This window comes from Xanthomonas sp. NCPPB 3218 (assembly GCF_056725185.1).
In genome coordinates this window covers 1,984,869-2,003,640 of sequence record NZ_CM161516.1, presented here as the reverse complement: position 1 = coordinate 2,003,640, position 18,772 = coordinate 1,984,869, and the positions used below count along the sequence as shown (strand labels likewise).

16 protein-coding genes are annotated in these 18,772 nt (G+C 67.7%); 5 read left to right on the top strand and 11 right to left on the bottom strand.

The features are described 5' to 3' along the window. Positions 1-22: 22 nt before the first annotated feature. The 3 genes from AC1PLS_RS08915 to AC1PLS_RS08905 form a co-directional block, all read right to left on the bottom strand. Positions 23-784: a YdcF family protein gene (locus AC1PLS_RS08915; protein WP_448121414.1), complete on the bottom strand. Its 762-nt coding sequence runs from the start codon at positions 782-784 to the stop codon at positions 23-25. Positions 785-900: 116 nt separating this feature from the next. Continuing rightward, positions 901-2,028 (bottom strand): inorganic phosphate transporter, encoded by a 1,128-nt coding sequence (locus AC1PLS_RS08910; protein ID WP_024939559.1) that lies wholly within the window; start codon positions 2,026-2,028, stop codon positions 901-903. A gap of 9 nt (positions 2,029-2,037) precedes the next feature. Next, on the bottom strand, positions 2,038-2,664 hold the full coding sequence (locus tag AC1PLS_RS08905) for a DUF47 domain-containing protein (RefSeq protein ID WP_016902066.1): 627 nt from the start codon (positions 2,662-2,664) through the stop codon (positions 2,038-2,040). Positions 2,665-2,938: 274 nt separating this feature from the next. Between AC1PLS_RS08905 and AC1PLS_RS08900 the strand changes: the two genes are divergently transcribed. Both AC1PLS_RS08900 and AC1PLS_RS08895 read left to right on the top strand, forming a co-directional pair. Continuing rightward, positions 2,939-4,279, top strand: coding sequence for a hemolysin family protein (locus AC1PLS_RS08900; protein ID WP_016902067.1), 1,341 nt, complete (start codon positions 2,939-2,941; stop codon positions 4,277-4,279). After that, the gene (locus tag AC1PLS_RS08895; protein ID WP_046342352.1) at positions 4,263-4,934 is read left to right on the top strand and encodes an exopolysaccharide biosynthesis protein; all 672 of its coding nucleotides are present in this window, start codon (positions 4,263-4,265) and stop codon (positions 4,932-4,934) included. The genes AC1PLS_RS08900 and AC1PLS_RS08895 overlap by 17 nt, the downstream gene beginning before the upstream one ends. A 31-nt stretch (positions 4,935-4,965) precedes the next feature. Here AC1PLS_RS08895 and AC1PLS_RS08890 read toward each other — a convergent pair whose 3' ends face one another. Together AC1PLS_RS08890 and AC1PLS_RS08885 are read right to left on the bottom strand one after the other, a co-directional pair. Next, a complete protein-coding gene (locus AC1PLS_RS08890; protein WP_016902069.1) occupies positions 4,966-5,466 on the bottom strand; it encodes a pyridoxamine 5'-phosphate oxidase family protein in 501 nt (166 codons plus the stop codon). Between the two features lie 60 nt (positions 5,467-5,526). Next, positions 5,527-6,528, bottom strand: a complete 1,002-nt coding sequence (locus tag AC1PLS_RS08885) for an LLM class flavin-dependent oxidoreductase (protein ID WP_016902070.1) — start codon at positions 6,526-6,528, stop codon at positions 5,527-5,529. A gap of 367 nt (positions 6,529-6,895) precedes the next feature. Between AC1PLS_RS08885 and AC1PLS_RS08880 the strand changes: the two genes are divergently transcribed. Next, positions 6,896-8,305, top strand: coding sequence for an MFS transporter (locus AC1PLS_RS08880; RefSeq protein WP_481104406.1), 1,410 nt, complete (start codon positions 6,896-6,898; stop codon positions 8,303-8,305). A 32-nt stretch (positions 8,306-8,337) separates the two neighbouring features. Here AC1PLS_RS08880 and AC1PLS_RS08875 read toward each other — a convergent pair whose 3' ends face one another. Further along, positions 8,338-10,035, bottom strand: coding sequence for an ATP-binding cassette domain-containing protein (locus AC1PLS_RS08875; protein WP_481104487.1), 1,698 nt, complete (start codon positions 10,033-10,035; stop codon positions 8,338-8,340). Between the two features lie 111 nt (positions 10,036-10,146). Continuing rightward, complete coding sequence (locus AC1PLS_RS08870; RefSeq protein ID WP_481104405.1) at positions 10,147-11,208, bottom strand: phosphoenolpyruvate carboxykinase (ATP); 1,062 nt, start codon at positions 11,206-11,208, stop codon at positions 10,147-10,149. 156 nt (positions 11,209-11,364) lie between these two features. Between AC1PLS_RS08870 and AC1PLS_RS08865 the strand changes: the two genes are divergently transcribed. After that, positions 11,365-12,918: a B12-binding domain-containing radical SAM protein gene (locus AC1PLS_RS08865; protein ID WP_481104404.1), complete on the top strand. Its 1,554-nt coding sequence runs from the start codon at positions 11,365-11,367 to the stop codon at positions 12,916-12,918. A gap of 60 nt (positions 12,919-12,978) precedes the next feature. Beyond that, on the top strand, positions 12,979-14,193 hold the full coding sequence (locus tag AC1PLS_RS08860; RefSeq protein ID WP_481104403.1) for a nucleotidyltransferase family protein: 1,215 nt from the start codon (positions 12,979-12,981) through the stop codon (positions 14,191-14,193). A gap of 290 nt (positions 14,194-14,483) precedes the next feature. Here the strand turns inward: AC1PLS_RS08860 and AC1PLS_RS08855 are convergent, their stop codons facing one another. The 4 genes from AC1PLS_RS08855 to AC1PLS_RS08840 form a co-directional block, all read right to left on the bottom strand. After that, positions 14,484-15,596, bottom strand: a complete 1,113-nt coding sequence (locus tag AC1PLS_RS08855) for a glycosyltransferase family 4 protein (protein WP_481104402.1) — start codon at positions 15,594-15,596, stop codon at positions 14,484-14,486. Further along, positions 15,593-16,720 carry a glycosyltransferase family 4 protein gene (locus AC1PLS_RS08850; RefSeq protein WP_481104401.1) on the bottom strand — a complete coding sequence of 376 codons (1,128 nt, stop codon included), beginning with the start codon at positions 16,718-16,720 and terminating at the stop codon, positions 15,593-15,595. The genes AC1PLS_RS08855 and AC1PLS_RS08850 overlap by 4 nt, the downstream gene beginning before the upstream one ends. 136 nt (positions 16,721-16,856) lie before the next feature. Beyond that, entirely contained in the window at positions 16,857-17,555 is a 699-nt protein-coding gene (locus AC1PLS_RS08845; protein ID WP_481104400.1) for a class I SAM-dependent methyltransferase, read from the bottom strand. Continuing rightward, complete coding sequence (locus tag AC1PLS_RS08840) at positions 17,552-18,772, bottom strand: amidohydrolase family protein (protein ID WP_104569007.1); 1,221 nt, start codon at positions 18,770-18,772, stop codon at positions 17,552-17,554. The genes AC1PLS_RS08845 and AC1PLS_RS08840 overlap by 4 nt, the downstream gene beginning before the upstream one ends.

Sequence of the window (18,772 nt, the reverse complement as noted above, 5' to 3'; positions counted from 1 at the left end):
TTCCCCATTCCCCATTCCCCATTCACAACGCCCCAGCCCGAACAGCCTCCACATTCCACCCGAGCCACTCGTAAACCCGATAGCGCGCAATGCCCAGGTACTCGTGCAAGGCGACATCGGCCACGGTGAAGTTGTAGCTCTGCGGCAACCACGCCCAGGACGCGGTCAACCAGTCCGAGCGTACTGGCGTGGCGTCGATACCGAAGTGGCGGAAGTACAGCTCGGCACGTCGCAGATGCGTGGCCGAGGACACCAGCACGACCCGATCGGGGCGGTACTGGCGCAGCAAGGGCTGGCTGAACTGCGCGTTCTGCCAGGTGTTCATGCTGGACGGCTCCATGATCAGGTCGGCCTGCGCGATGCCCAGCCCAATCAGCACCTTTCGATACACCACCGCCTCGGACAGGCCCAGCCCGCGCGCGTCGCCGCCGCTGATCTCGATCTTGCAGTCGCCGCCGTGCGCACGGCACTGCCGGTACAGCCGCGCCGACTCGACGATGCGGCCGTAGGCGAACATGTTGGCCTCGGCGGTGGCGTCGGGGCCATCCGGCCGCACCGTGCCCGCGCCCAGCAGCACGATCATGTTGCGCGCGCGCCAGTCGTTGAAATCGTTGACGCCGGTCTGCTGCAGCCCGTGCAGCATCCAGCTCGCCAACGGGCCGCAGCCGACCAGCAGCAGCAACGCCAATGTGGCCGCTGCCAGCGCACGCGCGCTGCGCAGCCAGCGCCTGCGGCCGATCAGCCAGGACAGCAAGAACAGCACGCACACCAGCGCAAGCATCATCGGCGCGTTTCCTCAGGCAGGACGCGTTGGCACATCAGGGTCGAACGGGGGGCTGCAGGGCACGCCGCGGTTGGCGCGCATGCTCGCCCACCGAGGTGACCACAGCACGACATCGCTCAGGTCCAGCCGAACCATTCGAAGCAGCGCAGGATCAGATACGCCACTCCGCCAGCGGCCGGGATGGTCAGGATCCAGGCCCAGACGATGCGCTCGATCACACCCAGCCGCAGCGAGCGCGGGTTCTTGGCAAAGCCCACGCCCATGATCGCGGTGGAAATGCTGTGGGTGGTCGACACCGGCATGCCGAAGTGCGCGGCCACGGTCAGCACGGTGGCCGAGCTGGTTTCTGCGGCAAAACCGTGGATGGGATGCAGCTTGACCATCTTGTGGCCGAGCGTCTTGATGATCTTCCAGCCGCCCGAGGCGGTGCCGGCGGCCATCACCACCGCACAGGTCAGCACGATCCACATCGGAATGCCGGCGCCCGCAGCCAGGCCGGTGCCCGGATGCAGGAACGACAGCCAGCTCGGCAGATCGTCCAACGCACCGGCCGACTGCGCGCCGATCAGGGTCATGGCGATGATGCCCATGGTCTTCTGCGCGTCGTTGTGGCCGTGGGCATAGCCCATGTAGGCGGCCGAAGCGATCTGCGCCTTGCCGAAGAACGCATTGACCCAGCGCGGACGCGCCAGCCGCCCGATCGGCCCGCCCAGCCGGGCCATGCCGGCGATGATCGCCCACAGCAACAGCATCACCACGATGCCGAGCAGGAAGCCGGCGATCGGCGAGGTGATCATCGGCACGAACACCTTCCACAACAGGCCCTTGTTCTTGGCCCAGTTGCCGATATTTTCCGACCAGATCAAGGCGTTCCAGTTGTTGTGCGCGGCGGCCAGGCCGGCGCCGCACAGCCCGCCGATCAAGGCGTGCGAGGACGACGACGGCAGGCCCTTCCACCAGGTGATCAGGTTCCAGATGATGCCGCCCAGCAGCGCGCACAGGATCACCTGCGGGGTGACTTCGACCACCTCGGTGTTGAGCAGGCCGGAGGCGATCGTCAATGCCACCGCGGTGCCGGTGAGCGCGCCGATCAGGTTCATGCCGGCGGCCAGCATCACCGCCCAGCCCGGCGACAGCACCTTGGTGGCGACCACGGTGGCGATGGAGTTGGCGGTGTCGTGGAAGCCGTTGATGAACTCGAACACCAACGCCGCCAGGATCACCACCAGAACTAGGGTAAGCACGCGGCGACCTCAGCTGTTCTTCAATACGATCTGGTACACCACCACCCCTGCCTCGCGGCAACGGTCGATGGCCTTCTCCAGAATCTCGAAGAATTCCTTGAGCAGGAACATCTGCAGCGTGTCCAGGCGACCGGAATAGATGTCGCGATACAGCTCGAGCATCAGCCGGTCGGCTTCGTTTTCCAGCATGCGCAGCTTGTCGTTGAGCGCGGTCATGCGATCGATGTTCATCTGCGGCAGGTCGGCCACCATCTCCACCACCACCGCGGCGGCCTGTTCCAGCATCGCCGCGCGCGGGGCGAAGTCGATGTGCTCCAGATGCTTGGTGGCCAGCGAGTAGCGGTCGGCGAACTTCTCGACCTGCTTGGGAATCTTGTACAGCGCCGAGCCCAGCGCTTCGATGTCCTCGCGCTCGATCGGGGTCATGAAGCTGTCCACCAGCGCCTGGCCGATCTTGTCCGAAGCGGCGCGTTCGCGCAGGCGGGCCAGCTTGAAGGCGTCCAGCGCGGGTTGGCGGTCGGACGTGCGCATCATGGCGTGCAAGGCCTTGGTGCTGTCGTAGGCGGCCTGCGCCGCTTCGTTCAGAAGCGCATAGAACTGCTTGCCGGAGCCGAAGATGGTCTGCAACGAGAACATGGGTGGAAAACTTCCTGCCGTCGAGGGAGAGACGGACGCCAAGCGCGAATTATGACCGTTCCATGACCTGTCTGGGTATCTCGGCGGCGCAGGCGGCCTTCACATCGGCATTTCCCGGCTCGAACCACCCTGTGGTTTGCTAACATGCTCCCGCGCCCTCGGGTGCACCCTATGGAAGACGACCCTATATTCCCCCGTTGCCGCCCCGCCCCCGTGCGCGCCGGCCAACCCAGTGCTCGCCCGCCCTCCCCTTCACTGACCGGGGAAGACGCCCGTGGTTGAGTTTCTGATCGTCATCGCGCTGATCCTGTTGAACGGCTTCTTCGCGATGTCGGAAATGTCCCTGATGACCTCGCGCAAGAGCCGGCTGAAGCAGATGGCCGGCTCCAGCAAGCGCGCCGCCCGCGCACTGGCGCTGGCCGAAAGCCCGGAAAACTTCCTGTCCACGGTGCAGATCGGCATCACCCTGATCGGCATCCTGACCGGCGTGTTCGGTGGCGAGGCGATCGGCGAGGCCATCAGCAGCTGGCTGCAGGGGCTGTTCCCGGCGCTGTCGGCCTCGTTCGAGCTGGTCGGCAAGCCGCGCCCGTATTCGGTGGTGATCGGCAGCACGCTGGCGGTGGCCCTGATTACCTTCCTGACGCTGATCTTCGGCGAACTGGTGCCCAAGCGGCTGGCGCTGCGCAACTCCGAGGACATCGCCGGGGTGGTCGCGGTGCCGATGGCCTGGCTGGCAAAGATCGCCGCGCCCGGCGTGTGGGTGCTGGCGCGCTCGACCCGGCTGGTGCTGCGCATGCTCGGCATGGGCAAGGACGAATCGGCATCGGTGACCGAAGAGGAGATCCGCATGCTGGTGGCCGAAAGCCACGAGGCCGGCGTGATCGATGCGCACGAGCGCGACATGATGAACCGCGTAATGCGGCTGGGCGACCGCACCGCCGACAGCCTGATGACGCCCCGCAACCGCATCGCCTGGCTGGATGCCAATGCCGAGCCGGAACGCAATCTGCTGGTGATGCGCGAACACGAATTCTCGCGTTATCCGGTCTACCGCGGCAGCGACCAGGACATCGCCGGGGTGCTGGAGGTCAAGTCGCTGGTCACGCGCATGGACGGACACGGCGCGCAGCTGTTCCAGGCGCTGCGCGACACCTTGTTCGTGTCCGAATCCACGCATGCGATGAAGCTGCTGGAGATCTTCCGCGAAGAACAGCAGTCGATGGCGCTGGTGGTGGACGAATACGGCGAAATCCGCGGGCTGGTGACCATCAGCGACCTGATGGGCGCGGTGGTCGGCCGCCTGCAGGCGGTGGAAAACACCGACGAGGATGCGCTGGTGGTCACGCGCGCCGACGGCTCGCTGCTGATCGACGGCTCATTGCCGGTGGAGGAACTGCGCGAAGTGCTGGGCGCCGAACTGCCGGAGGCCGACGAAGGCGACTACCACACGCTCGCCGGCCTGTGCATCTACTACTTCGGGCGCATTCCGCAGGCGGGCGAATTCTTCGATTGGGCCGGCTGGCGCATCGAGATCGTCGATCTGGATGGCGCACGCGTGGACAAGCTGCTGCTGAGCCGCGTCAGCGACGAGGGCAGCGATGACATCGTCGGATAACCGCGTACCGCCATCGGATGGAGCGGACGGCGCGCAGATGCGCTATCGCAACGAAGGCATCCGTAGCCTGCTGGCGGCCTTCAGCGAGGGCGATCCGGAGCATGTGCTGCGGGTGCGCGAGATCCTGGCCGATCTGCAGCAGAGCGCATTCGGGGTGTTCCTGTTCCTGGCGATCCTGCCGTCGTTCATTCCGATTCCCGGCCTGGCCGGCGGCATCAGTGGCCCGCTGACGGTATTGATCGGGCTGCAGATGATGTGCTGCCTGCGCAAGCCGTGGGTGCCGCGTTTCATCGGCGATCGCGGGCCGCGACGCAGTACCAGCCAGCGTTTCGTCGCACGGCTTGCGCCGACGTTGCAGCGCCTGGACCGGCTGCTCAAGCCGCGCCTGCACGGCATGCTGGACCGGATGCCGGCGCAGATGGTCACCGGCGTGCTGCTGGTGCTGGTCGGCATCCTGCTGACGCTGCCGATTCCGTTCACCAACTACATCTTCGGGCTGATCCTGCTGCTGTTTGCGCTGGCCCTGCTCGAGCGCGACGGCGCATTGCTGCTGGTCGGCTGGGCCGCTGCGCTGATCTCGGTGGCGGTGTTCGGCGTCACCTCGGACCAGTTACTGGACCTGATCCGCGGTTGGTGGCCGGCCGCCTGGCGCTGAGCGCGCGACGGCCGGCGCACCTGGAGCGCAGTTACTTCAGATCGACCACGCGATTGTCCGACAGGCTGCCGGTATCGTCGGTCACGGCCGTCATCACGAAATACAGCGCCTTGCCGAGCAGCCCGCTCGGGCCATCCCAGTACTCGGCCGACTCGGCGCGCACATGGATCAGGCGCAGGTTGGGGTCGTCCTTGCCACCGGGGAAGAACACCTTCATCGCCGGCGACCACAGCTGTTCGATCTTGGCGCGGTCATCGACCACGCGTGCGGTACCGGCGACCGAGACGTAGCTGTTCTTCGAGGCCGAGGCATAGGCCACGTTGACGCGCGGATCGGCGGCGATTTCAGCCACCTTCGGGCTGTCGGCGGCGGTGGCGAACCACAGGTCGCCATCGAATTCGACTTCCTGCGTTCCCAACGGGCGGCTCACCAACTTGCCGTCGGCCGACACGGTCGTGAACATCGCGATGTCCACGCCGCGGATCAATTCCGCCAACTGCTTGATGCTCTCGCTGCGTTCCTGAAATTGCATGCTGGTGTTCCCAATGGAGGTGCATGCATCTGAGCGGATCGCCGCGCAAAGCGACGTGAATCACGCAGGAGTCACGTCCAGCTCGCGGCAGGCCATGGCGGCGATTTCGAACGAACGCAAACGCGCGGCATGGTCGTAGATGTTGGCGGTGAACAGCAGTTCGTCCGGGGTGTGGCGCTCGATGAACTCAGCCACGCCCTGGGCGATCTGCTCGGCATCGCCCAGCACCGTGCATGCCAACGCACGCTCCACGCCGGCACGCTCGTGCGGCTGCCAGAAGCTGTCGATATCGTCGATCGGCGCGGGAATCTTGCCCGGCTTGCCGCGGCGCAGGTTGACGAAGCTCTGCTGCTGGGTGGTGAACAGGCGGCGTGCCTGCGCTTCGGTTTCCGCAGCCACCACATTCAAGGCCAGCATCACGTGCGGCTTGGCCAACTGCGCGGACGGACGGAACTCGCGGCGGTAGATCGCCACTGCCTCGTCCATTGCATCGGGCGCGAAGTGAGAGGCGAACGCGAACGACAAGCCCATCGCCGCGGCCAGCCGCGCACTGAACAGGCTGGAACCCAGCAGCCACACCGGCACGTCGAGACCGCCCCCCGGCACCGCCTGCACCAGCTGCCCCGGCACCACCGGCGCGAAGTAGCGCAACAGCTCGGCCACGTCCTGCGGGAAATGGTCGGCACTGTCGAAATAGCGACGCAGGGCGCGCGCGGTCGGCTGGTCGGTGCCGGGCGCACGGCCCAGGCCCAGGTCGATGCGCTGCGGGTACAGCGAGGCCAGGGTGCCGAACTGTTCGGCCACCTGCAGCGGCGCATGGTTGGGCAGCATGATGCCGCCGGCGCCGACGCGGATGGTCTTGGTGCCGCCGGCGACGTGGCCGATCAGCACCGCGGTGGCGGCGCTGGCGATGCCCGGCATGTTGTGGTGCTCGGCCAGCCAGTAACGCTGGTAGCCCCAGCGCTCGGCGTGCTGGGCCAGATCGAGCATGTTGGCGAAGGCGTGGGTGGTGTCGCTGCCTTCGCAGACCGGCGCCAGGTCGAGCACGGAAATGGGCGTCATCGGATGACTCCGGGGAATGAGTGATGTGCAAGAGATGGGGCTGGCCAGGCGGCTTTGCCACCTGCCCAGGTGGCGCTGGGGGGATTACAGCATTCCAGTGGTCAAACAACGGGAGGATCTGCAGCTGGGCACTGCCCCGCTCCGTGCCCAGGCCCGCGCCTCGTTGCACAGGCGCTGCAACGCAGGCGCGGCAATGGCGTGCAAGCCATGCATGCGCCCCGGAGAGCGGGCCTTCGGGCCATGCGCGATGGCTGTTGATGTCTGGCGCTCGCCGGATCGCCTGCGAATGCAGTTGCCTGACCGCGAAGCACGGGCGCCGCGTGACAGGGCTGCTGGCTATGATGGACACCGCACTGGCAGCGCCTGCATGACGATGGCTTCGACCGCTCCGCTCGACCCCGCTTCCGCCACCCTGCACATCGCCGCGCGGATCGACCGGCTGCCGGCCAGCGCCACGCTGTGGCGGCTGGTCGGCCTGCTCGCGCTGGGTGGATTTTTCGAGTTGTACGACCTGTTCCAGACCGCCTACATCAGCCCGGGGCTGATCCGCGACGGCATCTTTGCCAGCGCTGCCGATGGCGCGTTCGGCATGTCCGACCAGGCCGCGTTCGCGGCGGCGACGTTTCTGGGCCTGTTCATCGGCGCCGCCCTGTTGAGTCCGTTCGCCGACCGCTTCGGGCGCCGTCCGGTGTTCACCTTCGCCCTGATCTGGTACACCGCCGCGACCGTGGCGATGGGCCTGCAGCACACCGCCACCGGGGTCATCGTGCTGCGCTTGGTGGTGGGGATCGGCCTGGGCATCGAGCTGGTCACCATCGACACCTATCTATCCGAGCTGGTGCCGCGGCATATGCGCAGTGCGGCGTTCGCGTTTGCGTTCTTCGTGCAGTTTCTGGCGGTGCCTGCGGTGGCGCTGACTGCCTGGCTGCTGGTGCCGCATGCACCGCTGGGGGTGAGCGGCTGGCGCTGGGTGGTGCTGCTGAGCGGGGTGTTTGCGCTGGCGATCTGGTGGCTGCGCAGCCGGTTGCCCGAATCGGCCCGCTGGCTGGCGGCGCAGGGACGCCATGCCGAAGCCGATGCGGTCTTGACCCAGCTCGAAACGCGCTGCGTGCGCGATCTGGGTGCGCCCCTGGCCGCACCGCAGCCGGTTGCCCCCTCGCCGGCCGGCCACATGCAGACTGCGATGCTGTGGCGTGCGCCGTATCGCGGGCGCATCGGCATGCTGGTGGTATTCCATATCTTTCAGGCGATCGGCTTCTTCGGCTTCGGCAACTGGTTGCCGGCACTGATCTCGGCGCAAGGCACCGGCGTGACCAGGAGCCTGGCCTATTCCTTTGCGATTTCGCTGGCCTACCCGCTGGCGCCGCTGCTGTTGCTGCGCTTTGCGCAGCGCTGGGAGAACAAATGGCAGATCACCGCATCGGCCCTGGGCGCGGTGCTTTTCGGTGTGCTGTTTTCGCTGCAGCATCAGGCAATCGGCATGGTGCTGTGCGGGGCAATGATCGCGTTCTGCAATGCCTGGATGAGCTTTGCCTATCACGGCTATCAGGCCGAGCTGTTCCCCACCGGCTTGCGCGCGCGGGCGGTGGGCTTTTGCTATTCCTTCAGCCGCCTTTCCACGGCGGTGAGCAGCGTGCTGATCGGTTGGCTGCTCGCCCAGGTCGGCAGCCATGGCGTGCTGGCCTTTATCGTGATCAGCATGTCGATCGTGGCCAGCGTGATTGCGCTATTGGGCCCGCGCACGCGCAATCGGGCGCTGGAAGAGATTGCCGGCTGATCGCGCTGCCGACGCGAGCACGCCACCTGGCATCACGCATCTGAGCGTGCAATCGCATCGGCGTGGGCAGCGGTCTGCGCGGCCACTGCAATGCCCAAGACAACCGTGCGATCGGCCATTGCGGCCAGGCTGGTGCGGTGCGAGACCACCACCAGCACGGTCTGCGGCAGGCGTTGCCGCAGCATGCACAACACTTGCTGTTCGGCCTCTGCATCCAGTGCGCTGGTGGCCTCGTCCAGCACCGCCAGGGTCGGCTTGCGCAACAGCACCTGCGCCAGCAGCAGGCGCTGCGCTTCGCCACCGGACAGGCGCCCATCCGGGCCGTTGATCGGGCTGTCCAATCCCTGCCCGGCGCGCTGCAGACGCGCGCCCAGGCCGACGTCGGCCAGCACCTGCCACATGCGCGCATCGCTGGTGCCGGGCAATGCCCAGTCCAGACAGGCGCGGACCGTGCGCTGCCAGGGCCGCACCCCCTGGCCGAGGTAGGCGCTATGCCGCACCAGGGCGCGATACGCGGCAAAATCCAGCCGGCGCCCGGCCATGTGCGCGGTGAACTGTGCAGGCGGGGTCTGACCCGAGAGCACGTCCATCAGACTGCTCTTGCCGATGCCGGAGGGACCGACGACCAAGGTCAGCTCGCCGGGCAGCAACAGCAGCGGATCGAGAGCGAGCCTGGGCAACGGCGGTGCCAGGCCGATGTGTTCGAGATGCAGGGCTGCCGGCAACGGTTGTGCCGGTGCGGCCGACGCCGGTGGACGCGTCGTGCCCAGCGCCACATAGCGCCGCCACAGCTGCAACGCCGGCCACGCCGAGCGCAGTTGCTGCACGCTCTGCCGGGTGCTGACCAGATACGGCAGCAGGCGCCCGAGCAGCAGGCTGACGGTGATCAACGCAGCGCGGTCGGCGCCCTGCCACAGGTTGGCCAGCACCAGGATGCCGGCGATGGCAGCCACTGCGGTGGCCTCGAGCATCAGCCGGCTGCCCGCCACCAGTGCCTGCTGCTGCGCATAGCCCTGCCCCAGCCGTGCGGAAATGCGCTCGTAATGGCGGGTTTCCAGTGCTTCGCGCTGGAACGAACGCACATGCCGCAGGCGACGCGGGAAATCTTCGCTCAGCCAGAACAGCTGCGTCATGTCGGCCACGTAATCGCGGCTGATGCGCGCCTGGGTGCCGCTGCTGGAGATGCGCAAGCCCAGCCACGCCAGTGCCAGCAGCAACGGCGTCGCCATCAGCAACGCGGGGGCGATCATGACCGCGATGCAGATGCTCACCAGTGCGGTCATGCCGGCCACCAGCAGCTGCAAGGCGGCACTGAAGCCCTGGGTGGCGATCTCGATGTTGTAGGTCAGCACATTGGCGATTTCCGCCGAGCTGGCACCGGACAGGGCCGGCAGCGGCGCATCGATCAACGCCGCATGCACGCGCTGCCGCAGCCCGATCGCATAGCGGCTGGTCAGCCGTGCGGCCAGCCGTGCGCCATGCCAGCGCAGTGCGGCAAACACCAGACTGACACCGGCAAACAGCATCACCCGCATCGCCAGACCATCTGGTAACGCCAGCGCGTAGCCGGCCAGGCGGACGGCATGACCAGGCTGCACCAGTGGCACCAGGCTGACCGCGACCAGGCTGCCGGCCAGTGCGGCCAGCAGCGACAAGCCCACATAGAGTGCGATGGTCGACACATCCGCCGGCACCAGCGTGTCGACGAAATCGCGCCATAGCGCGCGCATGGGCTTGCGGTCTGCAGACGCGCGCATCTCAGTCACGCCTGACCCTCACGGTGGAATGCGGCATGGCGTCGGCCTGAAAGAGGCCGCGCTGCTGCCGCGTTGCCGGCGCGCTCACCGCAACACCTGCAGCAGCGCGTCCAGCGCGGCCTGCGGATGCGCTCCACGGCGCAGGGTGAACATGCCGATGCGCTGTACCTGTTGGATAAAGCGCTGCCAGCCCGGTTGCCCGGCCGCATACGGTTGATCGTCTGCCAGGCAAGCGGCGATGCGTTCGGCCGGCATCGCCAGCAATGGCTGCGCGGGATCGCTCGCCGGCGTTGCCGACAGCATCACCACCGCACACAGTTGCAAGGGCGCGCGCGCCAGCTGCGCACGGCCGTGACGGATGTCGATCTCGAACTTTTCCACGCCGCTGCGGCGACGGATGGTTGGCGAGGCACTGATCCACGCGCGGGTGTCCGCATCGACCAGGCCCAGCGCGTCGGCGCGCAGATGCAGGAAGTTGGCAACACCGGTGGTGAGCAGACTCTCCGGCGCCACGAACACACCGTCTTCGGCGATGAAATCCAGGCCATGCAGCAGGCTGTGCAGCGCCAGGGTCGATTTGCCGGCGCCACTGGCGCCGAGCAACAGCACACAGCGTCCCTGCCGGCCCACGCAGGCGCCATGCAACGGCACCAGGCCCATGCCGCGCGCCGCCAGCAGGAACACCGAAAATTCAATCAGCTCGTAACGCACGTAGTAGGCGTGGGCGAGCATGTCGTCGGAAACCACCAGCATGGCGCGGCGCGCGGGCACCGACAACATCAGGTAATTGCAAGCATCCATGACGCCGCACAGCAATCCGCCGCTGGCACGGGTGCGCACCGGTGGCGGCGCTGCGCTCGAAGACGCGTGACCACGCGCCACTAGATCCAGCGTGATATGGAATTCCGGCGCACCCGGCAGGCGATGCGCAGGCAGGCCGGCGTAGGCCAGGTCCACCAATGCCAGCAGCGCTTCGCTGTCGCTTTCGAAGTGGAACAGTGCGCCGAGGATCTGCCGGCGCACGCACTGCCGACGCGGCCGATGTTCGCCGAACGGATCTGCTGCCACTGCCGCCGCATCCGGCGCACCAGGGCGAGCGTCATCGCCCACCGGCATCAATTGCGCCAACGCAGCCGACTGCGGCATGCCCTTCCACCCATTGCATCGATCAGCCGGTGTGTGCCGAACGGCACCAGAAAGGTTGCCGCATCGACATCGGCACGCGTGCCCAATGCACGCCAACGGCGGCATGCCGATCGGCGCAACCAAAGCCACCTGCATCCGCACCTACTGCCGAGCCGAATGCCGGTGCCTGCGCACGCCGCCGCTGCGCGCATCTGGCGACAGAACGAGAGCCTTGTGCAGATGCTAAAGATCCAGGTCAGTCATTCGTATTTCCTGCGTTACGACCCCAAGCAATGGGAGCGCGGCAAGCCGTATCCACCGCTGGCAACGCTGCAGGTTGCCGCGTTATTGCGCGAGCGCGGCCATGCGCTGAGCCTGTTCGACGCGATGCTGGCCGACGATGTGCAGGACTACACCGGCGCCTTGCACGCTGCGCAACCGGATCTGGTGGTGTTCTACGAGGACAACTTCAACTTCCTCACCAAGATGTGCCTGAGCCGCATGCGCGAGGCGGCCTGCCAGATGATTGCGCAAGCGCGCGCGGCCGGCCGCCGCGTGCTGGTGGCCGGCTCCGATGCATCCGACAACCCGGATGTATTTCTGGCTGCCGGCGCGCACGCGGTGTTGATCGGCGAAGGCATTGCACCACTGCTCGAACTGGTGGCGCGCGTCGAAGAAGATCCCATCATCGATACAGACGCCTGGCTCGCGGGCGTTGCACGTATCGCCGTCAGCGCATCTGCTGCAGCACACGTGCATCGTGGCGCACAACCGCCGGACGCGCGCCTGAGCGGCCTGCCGGCCTGGGACCTGGTCGACATGCCGCGCTATCAGCGTTTCTGGCGACAACGGCACGGCTATTTCAGCCTCAACATGGCCGCCTCGCGCGGTTGCCCGTTCCGCTGCAACTGGTGCGCCAAACCGATCTGGGGCAATCACTACAAGCGCCGCGATGCGGAAGACGTGGCTGCCGAAATGATCCATCTCAAGCGCAGCTTTCAGCCCGATCACCTCTGGATGGCCGACGACATCTTCGGCTTCCATATCGATTGGGTGGAAACCTTTGCGCAGCGCCTGAGCGACGCCGATGGCGCGATCCCGTTCACCATCCAGACCCGCGCCGACTTGGCCAGCGAGCGCATGGCTGCCGCGCTGGCGCGCGCCGGCTGCGCCGAGGCCTGGCTGGGTGCAGAAAGCGGCAGCCAGCGCATCCTGGACAAAATGACCAAGGGCACCGAGGTTGGCGAGGTGATCGCCGCACGCCGGCGCCTGGGTGCGCACGGGATCCGCGTGGGCTTCTTCATTCAACTCGGCTACCTGGGTGAAGAACTCGAAGACATCCTGGCCACGCGCGCACTGGTGACGCAGGCCAACCCGGACATCATTGGCGTCAGCGTGTCCTATCCGCTGCCCGGCACCAAGTTCTACGAAGAAGTAAAAAACCAGCTGGGCGGCAAGACCCATTGGCAGGACAGCGACGACCTGGCGATGATGTTCCACGGCGCGTACGACTCGGAGTTCTACCGCAGCGTGCGCGATCTGCTGCATACGCAGGTGGACCTGCAACAGGCGCGCGCCACGCTGGGCGCCGATGCGTTTGCACAGGCCTCGGACACGCTGGAAGCACGCTGGTCCGCCTTGATCGCCAGCGAACAGCAACATCGCACCGCGCCGCTTGCCGGCGCTGCCGCACATCAACCACGCCAGTTGGCCAGCGTGCTGGTCGGCTGACGCGCAACCCGCCGACCTCGCTTCCCGACATCACGTTGCCTTTCTCGGAATCTCCGCCGCATGCAGCCTTCCCTTCGCACCATCAAGCACGGCCTGCAGACGGCCACCGAACGGCTGGCCCGGGAATTGGCGCAGCCCGGCGAGGCGGTGCCGCAGTGGAACCGGCTGCAATGGCAGCTGGCCGCGGCCGCGGCGGCCGCGCATGGGGTGTCGCCGCTGCTGCAACGCCGTTCGCTATGGCAGGACGCCGACTGGACCGCGTTCCTGCGCGAGCAACGCAGCCATGTCGAAGACCGCCATCGGCGCATCGCGCTGCTGCTGACGCGCATCGACGCGGCAGCGCGTGCGGCGGGCATCGCCCTGGTCGGTCTCAAGGGCACCGCCCTGCATCGGCTCGGCGTCTATCTGCCCGGCGATCGCCCGATGGCCGATATCGATCTGCTGGTGGCGCCGGAGGATGCGCCCGCGGCGGCGGCCCTGTTGTGCGAACTCGGTTACGTGGCCTCCTTCGAACAATGGAAGCACCAGGTGTTCAAGCCGCTGCAGGGCGAGGCGGTTGCGGGACTGGGCGAGCATCGCGATGCGCCGATCAATCTCGAGCTGCATACCCGCATCCAGGAACGCCTGCCGCTGAGCAGCGTGGACATCACCGCGCGCATCCTGCCGGAGCGTCCGCAGCCGGGATTGAACCCCTACCCGTCGGTCGGCGCGCTGATGTGCCATCTGCTGCTGCATGCGGCCGGCGGCATCTGCCAGCGCAGCATCCGCCTGATGCATCTGCATGACCTGGCATTGCTGGCCACGCGCATGGGCCCGCGCGACTGGGAACAGTTGTGGGACGACCCGGCCATGGCGCCGTGGTGGGCGTTGCCGCCGCTGCTGCTGCTGCAACGCTATTACCGCAGCGTGGTGCCGCCGGCGGTGATGGCGCGGCTGCAGGCCGATTGCCCGCGCCTGCTGCGCATGCGTGCGGCCCGCCAGACCCTGACCACCGCCTCGTGTTCCAACCTGTGGTTGTCGGCCCTGCCCGGCATCGAATGGTCACGCTCGCTGGGCGAAGCGCGCCAGTACCTGCGCAACCGGGTGGTGCCGTCGGCCGAGAGCCGCAAGGAACGTGCGGATATGCTGCAGACCCAGTTGTGGCTTCAGGACCAACCATGGGTGCGGCAGACCCAGCTGCGCCGGATGATGACGCGCCTGACCCGGCCGGTGCCGCGCACCGACATGCTGTATGTGGTGCGTGCAGCGCTGGACGGCTATCTGCAACCAGCCTGAGCGCGGCTGACAACGCTGCTGCGCTCACTGCCGCGCCGGCGCGGCCGATGCCCGGAGGCGGCAGGTATCAGCCGCACAGTCCGATTCCAGGCGCGCCGTCCGCATCCATCCATCGGCCGATCGCGACATCTTGTTGGTCATTCCAAGCCTGTAGCAAGCCTGGGCAAGCGGCCTGCTTGTTCAGCCGATCGCCCTTGCGAGGATGTCACCGCGTTCGGCCTGGCAGCCTCGTTGCTGCACCGCGCGTATTGCATGGCGGCCAATGCAGGCTGCGTCCCTTGCGAGCGCAGTCAGCGCAGCGGCCGCGCCTCGCACAGTTGCCGATACAGCTGCTCGAACAACCGCGTGGTCAACGCCGCGTCCTCGCGTACCGCACGGCATTGCGCTGCCCAGGCCAGGCGCAGCCGCAACTCGTCGTCGGCCAGGACCTGGCGGACGGCTTCTGCCAGTCCGGCCCAGTCGCCCGGCGGTACCGCGAGTGCGCACACCGGTGCCCACTCGACCAGATGCCCGACTGCGGTACCGACGGTAGGCACACCGGCGACCGCCGCTTCCAGCAGCACCAGCGGGCCGGCTTCGTGCAAGGACGACAGCACCAGCAGGTCGGCCGTCTGCATGATCGGGCGCAACTCGCGCTGGGTCCTGAAACCAAGAAAACGCACCTGCGCGCCCAGGTCCAGCTGGTGCACCAGGCGCTGCATGGCACCATCCAGCGTATCGACGCCGACCATGTCCAGGGTAAAGGCGACACCGGCGCGTTTGAGCGCCGCCATCGCCTGCAGCAAGGTGGTCTGGTCCTTGACCGGATTGAGGCTGGCCACATGCAGCAAGCGGGCGATGCCGCCGCTGCGTGCACGTGGCGCGGCCGGCGGCCAGGCCCGCAGATCCACGCCCAGCGGCACCCGCTGGGCGTTGATGCCGAGCGCCGTCAGCGACTCCAGGATGGGCGCGCTGGCCGCAGTGACGCGGTCGGCCAGGCGCAGGATCACCGCTTCGCGTAAACGCCCGCGCCAGCGCTGCCGGCCGCCGTAGCCGATGCCATGCAATGCGACGAGTTCGCCACCGGCGATATGCACTACGCTTGGACGGCGCAACAGCCTTGCCGCGGCGACCGCGATCAGGCTGCAGTAGCCGGAAAAAATGGCCTGGATCACATCGAACGGAGCACGCCGGTGCTCGCTGGCAATGGCGGCGATCGCGCGCGTGCGGGTGCGCCTGGCGCCGATGTTGTGCACGGTGGCGCCGCGCAATGCCCAGGTCCCGGGCAGCGGCTCCTGGTGCAGCACGAACACATGCACCTGGTGATGGCGCGCCAGCCATTCGATCAGGGTCAGGAACACCGGGATCACGCGGACTTCGCCGCTGCGGTCCACGCCACCCGGGACCACCAGGGCCAGTTTCATGCGGCCCGCCCTGGCGCGGCCAGCAACCGGGTGTACGCATGCTTCCAGCGTTGCCCCACCGCGGCAAACGACAGCCGTGCATCGAAATGCGCGCGCACCCGTGCGCGGTCGGGGCGTTGCCGGAAGAGCCGCAACAGCAGTTCCGCCAGGGCCGAGGCATCGCCCACCGGCCACAACGCGCCGACTGCGCCGCCATCGCTGAGCGCACGAAAGGCCGGGATATCGGTCAAGAGCGGCAAGGTGCCGCAGGCATACGCCTCCACTGCGGCATAACCGCAGCTCTCCGCATGGCTGGCGGAGACGAACAGGTCGCAGGCACGCAGCAGGGTTTCCACGCGCGCATGCGGCACCTTGCCCAGCAACTGCACGCAGCGCGCCAGCGACGGATCGGCGCGCAGGCGTTGCTGCACCTGCTCCAGCAACGGCGCCTGGTCGAACACGCACCACAGCCGCAGCCCCGGCAACACGCGCGCGGCCAGGGCAATGGCGTCGAGCACGCACAGCGGATCCTTGGCCGCGCTCAGATGCCCAACCCACAACACGCAGGGGTCGCCATGCAGGCGGGTCTGCTCGCGTGCCTGCAGGCGATCGCCCGGCGAGAAGCGGCTGCTCGATTCGGGAATCGCAAACAGCTGCGTCCTGGCCTGGAACAGGCGCGCCTGGACGAACGGCTGCGCCATGTCCTGCGAGGTGAACGCGATCCCGGCGGCGGCAGTGTAGCGACGCCGCCACACACTCCGGGCCCACCAGCGCGGCGGGCGGTTGGCGTGATCCTGCAGCAGGATCGGCGTATGCGGCAGCAGGCGGGCGAGACGGCGTGCATCGCCGGCAAATTCCAGACCGTGGACATGGACCACATCGGCGCCGATCTCGCGCAGCGTCGCCGCAAGCAGCGCTGCGCGCTGCGCACTGCCGCGCGCACCCAGCTCGACGAAGCGGTAATCCACGTCCTGGCGGCTGAGCCGCAGGTTCAGTGCAGAGGCCTGGACCACCGCCACGCGCACCCCGGCGCTGGCGACGGCCTCGGCGATATCGGCCAGCGATGGCCATTGCGCGAACACCTGCTCTGCCGTCAGGCCGGCCGGCGTCGGCACCAGGTTGAGTTGCGCCACTCGCAAGCTCATGACAGCGACCACGCACGGATTGCACGGCCTGCAATCGCGATCCCGCTACTTGCCGCGCACTGCGCGGTGCGCGAGCGGCAAGGCTTGCCCGCGGCCGAGGTGCTGCAGGCACACGCCAGCATGGCCGCCACGGCGCTCACGCGATGCGCCGCAGCCGCAACACCAGCGCGACCGGCACCTGCAGCGCGGCCTGATCGAACCGTGCACCGGGCGCGATGTCGGCCGGGTCCAGCATCGGCTCGGCCACCGCTTCGATCTCCATCCCCAGCGCCGCACAGGCTGCATGCCAATGGCTGTAGAGATGTTGCGTATGCCGCACCGCGTACTGCCGGCCATCGGCCTTGAAGTCGCGCCGCCAGCCCAGCGCATGGCCGATCGGATGCACATCGCTGCACAGCACGATGCCGCCGACGCGGGTGACCCGATGCAATTCTTCCAGCGCCGGCCATAGCCGCTGCAGATGGCCGACCACCAGGCCGCAGACGCTGAGATCGGCCACTGCATCGTCCAGTGGCAGTTGCTCCAGGCTGCCCTGTTGCAGGCGCATGCGCGCCGCTGGCCGGTGCTGCGACAGCTCGGTGTGCGCACGCTGCAGCATCTGCGGCGACAGATCCACGCCGGTGACCTGCAGCGCGCCGCGCCGCAAGGCATGCAGCATGTAGCGGCCACTGCCGCAGCCGGCGTCCAGCACGTGCTGGCCCTGCAACACGCTCGGCATCAGCGCGAGCATGGCGCGCTCCTCGGCCAGCATCACCGGATTGTGCGCATGCGGCGGATACGCCTGCGCCCACAGCGCATACGCTGCTGCCGGCTCCAGCGTCGGCACTGCGCTCACGACAGCGCACCGCTGGCGGCCATGGTCACGCCGGGCCGGTGCGCAGCCTGCGCCACGCGCTGCAGGCCCGGTTCCAGTGCCAGCACTGCCGGATCGGCCAGCGTGGCGTCGAGCAGCTTGGGGCGGCCATCCAGCAGTACCGGCACGGTCTGGACGCCTGCAGCGTCGAACCAGCCGGCAAAATCCGGGTCGGCGATACGCGGGACGCCATCGCGTATCACCGCGCGCAGGTCGCTGCGTGCGCAGCCCACCACGCTGTCGGCCGGGTCGCCACCGCGGTCGCGCACGATCACCAGATCCGCCTCCGCCCCTGGCGCCAGGCGTCCACGAGTGGCCATGCGCAGGATGCGCGCCGATTGATGGGTGACCAGGCCGAGCAACAGATCCGCCGCCAAGCCGCTGCTGGCGGCAATGCGCAGTTCTTCCAGCAGATCGCGCGAACCGCTGACGCGCGAATCGTTGCCCAACGCGAGCCGGCCCGCCATGCACAGACGCCAGGGGTCGAGCGTGCGACCCAGCAGCGCAAGATTGCTCGACGGGCACCACACCACCGCCGCGCCGCGTGCGATCACCCGCTCGATATCGCACTCGCCCATGCCCACGCCGTGGATCAGCACGCTGTTGGAGGCCAGGCAACCGAGCCGATCCAGTTCGTCCAGCTCGGCGGCCGCCGCCGCGTCGGTGCCTTCGGCCAGGTGGATCATCCAGGGATGCTCGGGCGAGGTGGCGGCAAAGCTGCCCTGCACCGGTGGGCCATAGCCGGTCCATCCCAGTGCATAGCTCCAGCCGAACTCACGCAGCAGGCCAACCGGAAAGCCGGGCTCGTCCAGGGTGGCATGCCACGGGTCGTGCTGCGCCACGCAGGTGACGCCGGCCAGCAGATTCTTCAGTCCACCGTGACGCAGACGCACCGCCTTGGGCACACGCAGGGCCGCAGCTACCTCGGGATGCCTGAAATGCGCCTGGAATGCCTCGATCCACGCATAGCTGTTGGGAAACGCCGCGCCCTGCGGCAGCGGCGGCACGCAGTTGACCTGCAGATGATCGTGCGCATTGATCAGGCCGGGCGCCAGCACATGCCCCGGCAGGTCCAGGCGCAGGCTGCGCGTGCCGAGCGTGCCGCCGAAGCGCCCTGCGCGGATGGTCAGCGGCGCGCGCGAGGGGCCGGCCAGGGTGATCGAGCGCGCGCCCTGCAGGCAGACATCGGCCATGGACAT

Excerpts from the sequence above, each read along its gene's own strand:
- AC1PLS_RS08915 (WP_448121414.1), bottom strand. The coding sequence starts at position 784 with ATGATGCTTGCGCTGGTGTGCGTGCTGTTCTTGCTGTCCTGGCTGATC.
- AC1PLS_RS08905 (WP_016902066.1), bottom strand. The coding sequence starts at position 2,664 with ATGTTCTCGTTGCAGACCATCTTCGGCTCCGGCAAGCAGTTCTATGCG.
- AC1PLS_RS08895 (WP_046342352.1), top strand. The coding sequence starts at position 4,263 with ATGACATCGTCGGATAACCGCGTACCGCCATCGGATGGAGCGGACGGC.
- AC1PLS_RS08890 (WP_016902069.1), bottom strand. The coding sequence starts at position 5,466 with ATGCAATTTCAGGAACGCAGCGAGAGCATCAAGCAGTTGGCGGAATTG.
- AC1PLS_RS08885 (WP_016902070.1), bottom strand. The coding sequence starts at position 6,528 with ATGACGCCCATTTCCGTGCTCGACCTGGCGCCGGTCTGCGAAGGCAGC.
- AC1PLS_RS08880 (WP_481104406.1), top strand. The coding sequence starts at position 6,896 with ATGACGATGGCTTCGACCGCTCCGCTCGACCCCGCTTCCGCCACCCTG.
- AC1PLS_RS08875 (WP_481104487.1), bottom strand. The coding sequence starts at position 10,035 with ATGCGCGCGCTATGGCGCGATTTCGTCGACACGCTGGTGCCGGCGGAT.
- AC1PLS_RS08870 (WP_481104405.1), bottom strand. The coding sequence starts at position 11,208 with ATGCCGCAGTCGGCTGCGTTGGCGCAATTGATGCCGGTGGGCGATGAC.
- AC1PLS_RS08865 (WP_481104404.1), top strand. The coding sequence starts at position 11,365 with ATGCCGGTGCCTGCGCACGCCGCCGCTGCGCGCATCTGGCGACAGAAC.
- AC1PLS_RS08860 (WP_481104403.1), top strand. The coding sequence starts at position 12,979 with ATGCAGCCTTCCCTTCGCACCATCAAGCACGGCCTGCAGACGGCCACC.
- AC1PLS_RS08855 (WP_481104402.1), bottom strand. The coding sequence starts at position 15,596 with ATGAAACTGGCCCTGGTGGTCCCGGGTGGCGTGGACCGCAGCGGCGAA.
- AC1PLS_RS08850 (WP_481104401.1), bottom strand. The coding sequence starts at position 16,720 with ATGAGCTTGCGAGTGGCGCAACTCAACCTGGTGCCGACGCCGGCCGGC.
- AC1PLS_RS08840 (WP_104569007.1), bottom strand. The coding sequence starts at position 18,772 with ATGTCCATGGCCGATGTCTGCCTGCAGGGCGCGCGCTCGATCACCCTG.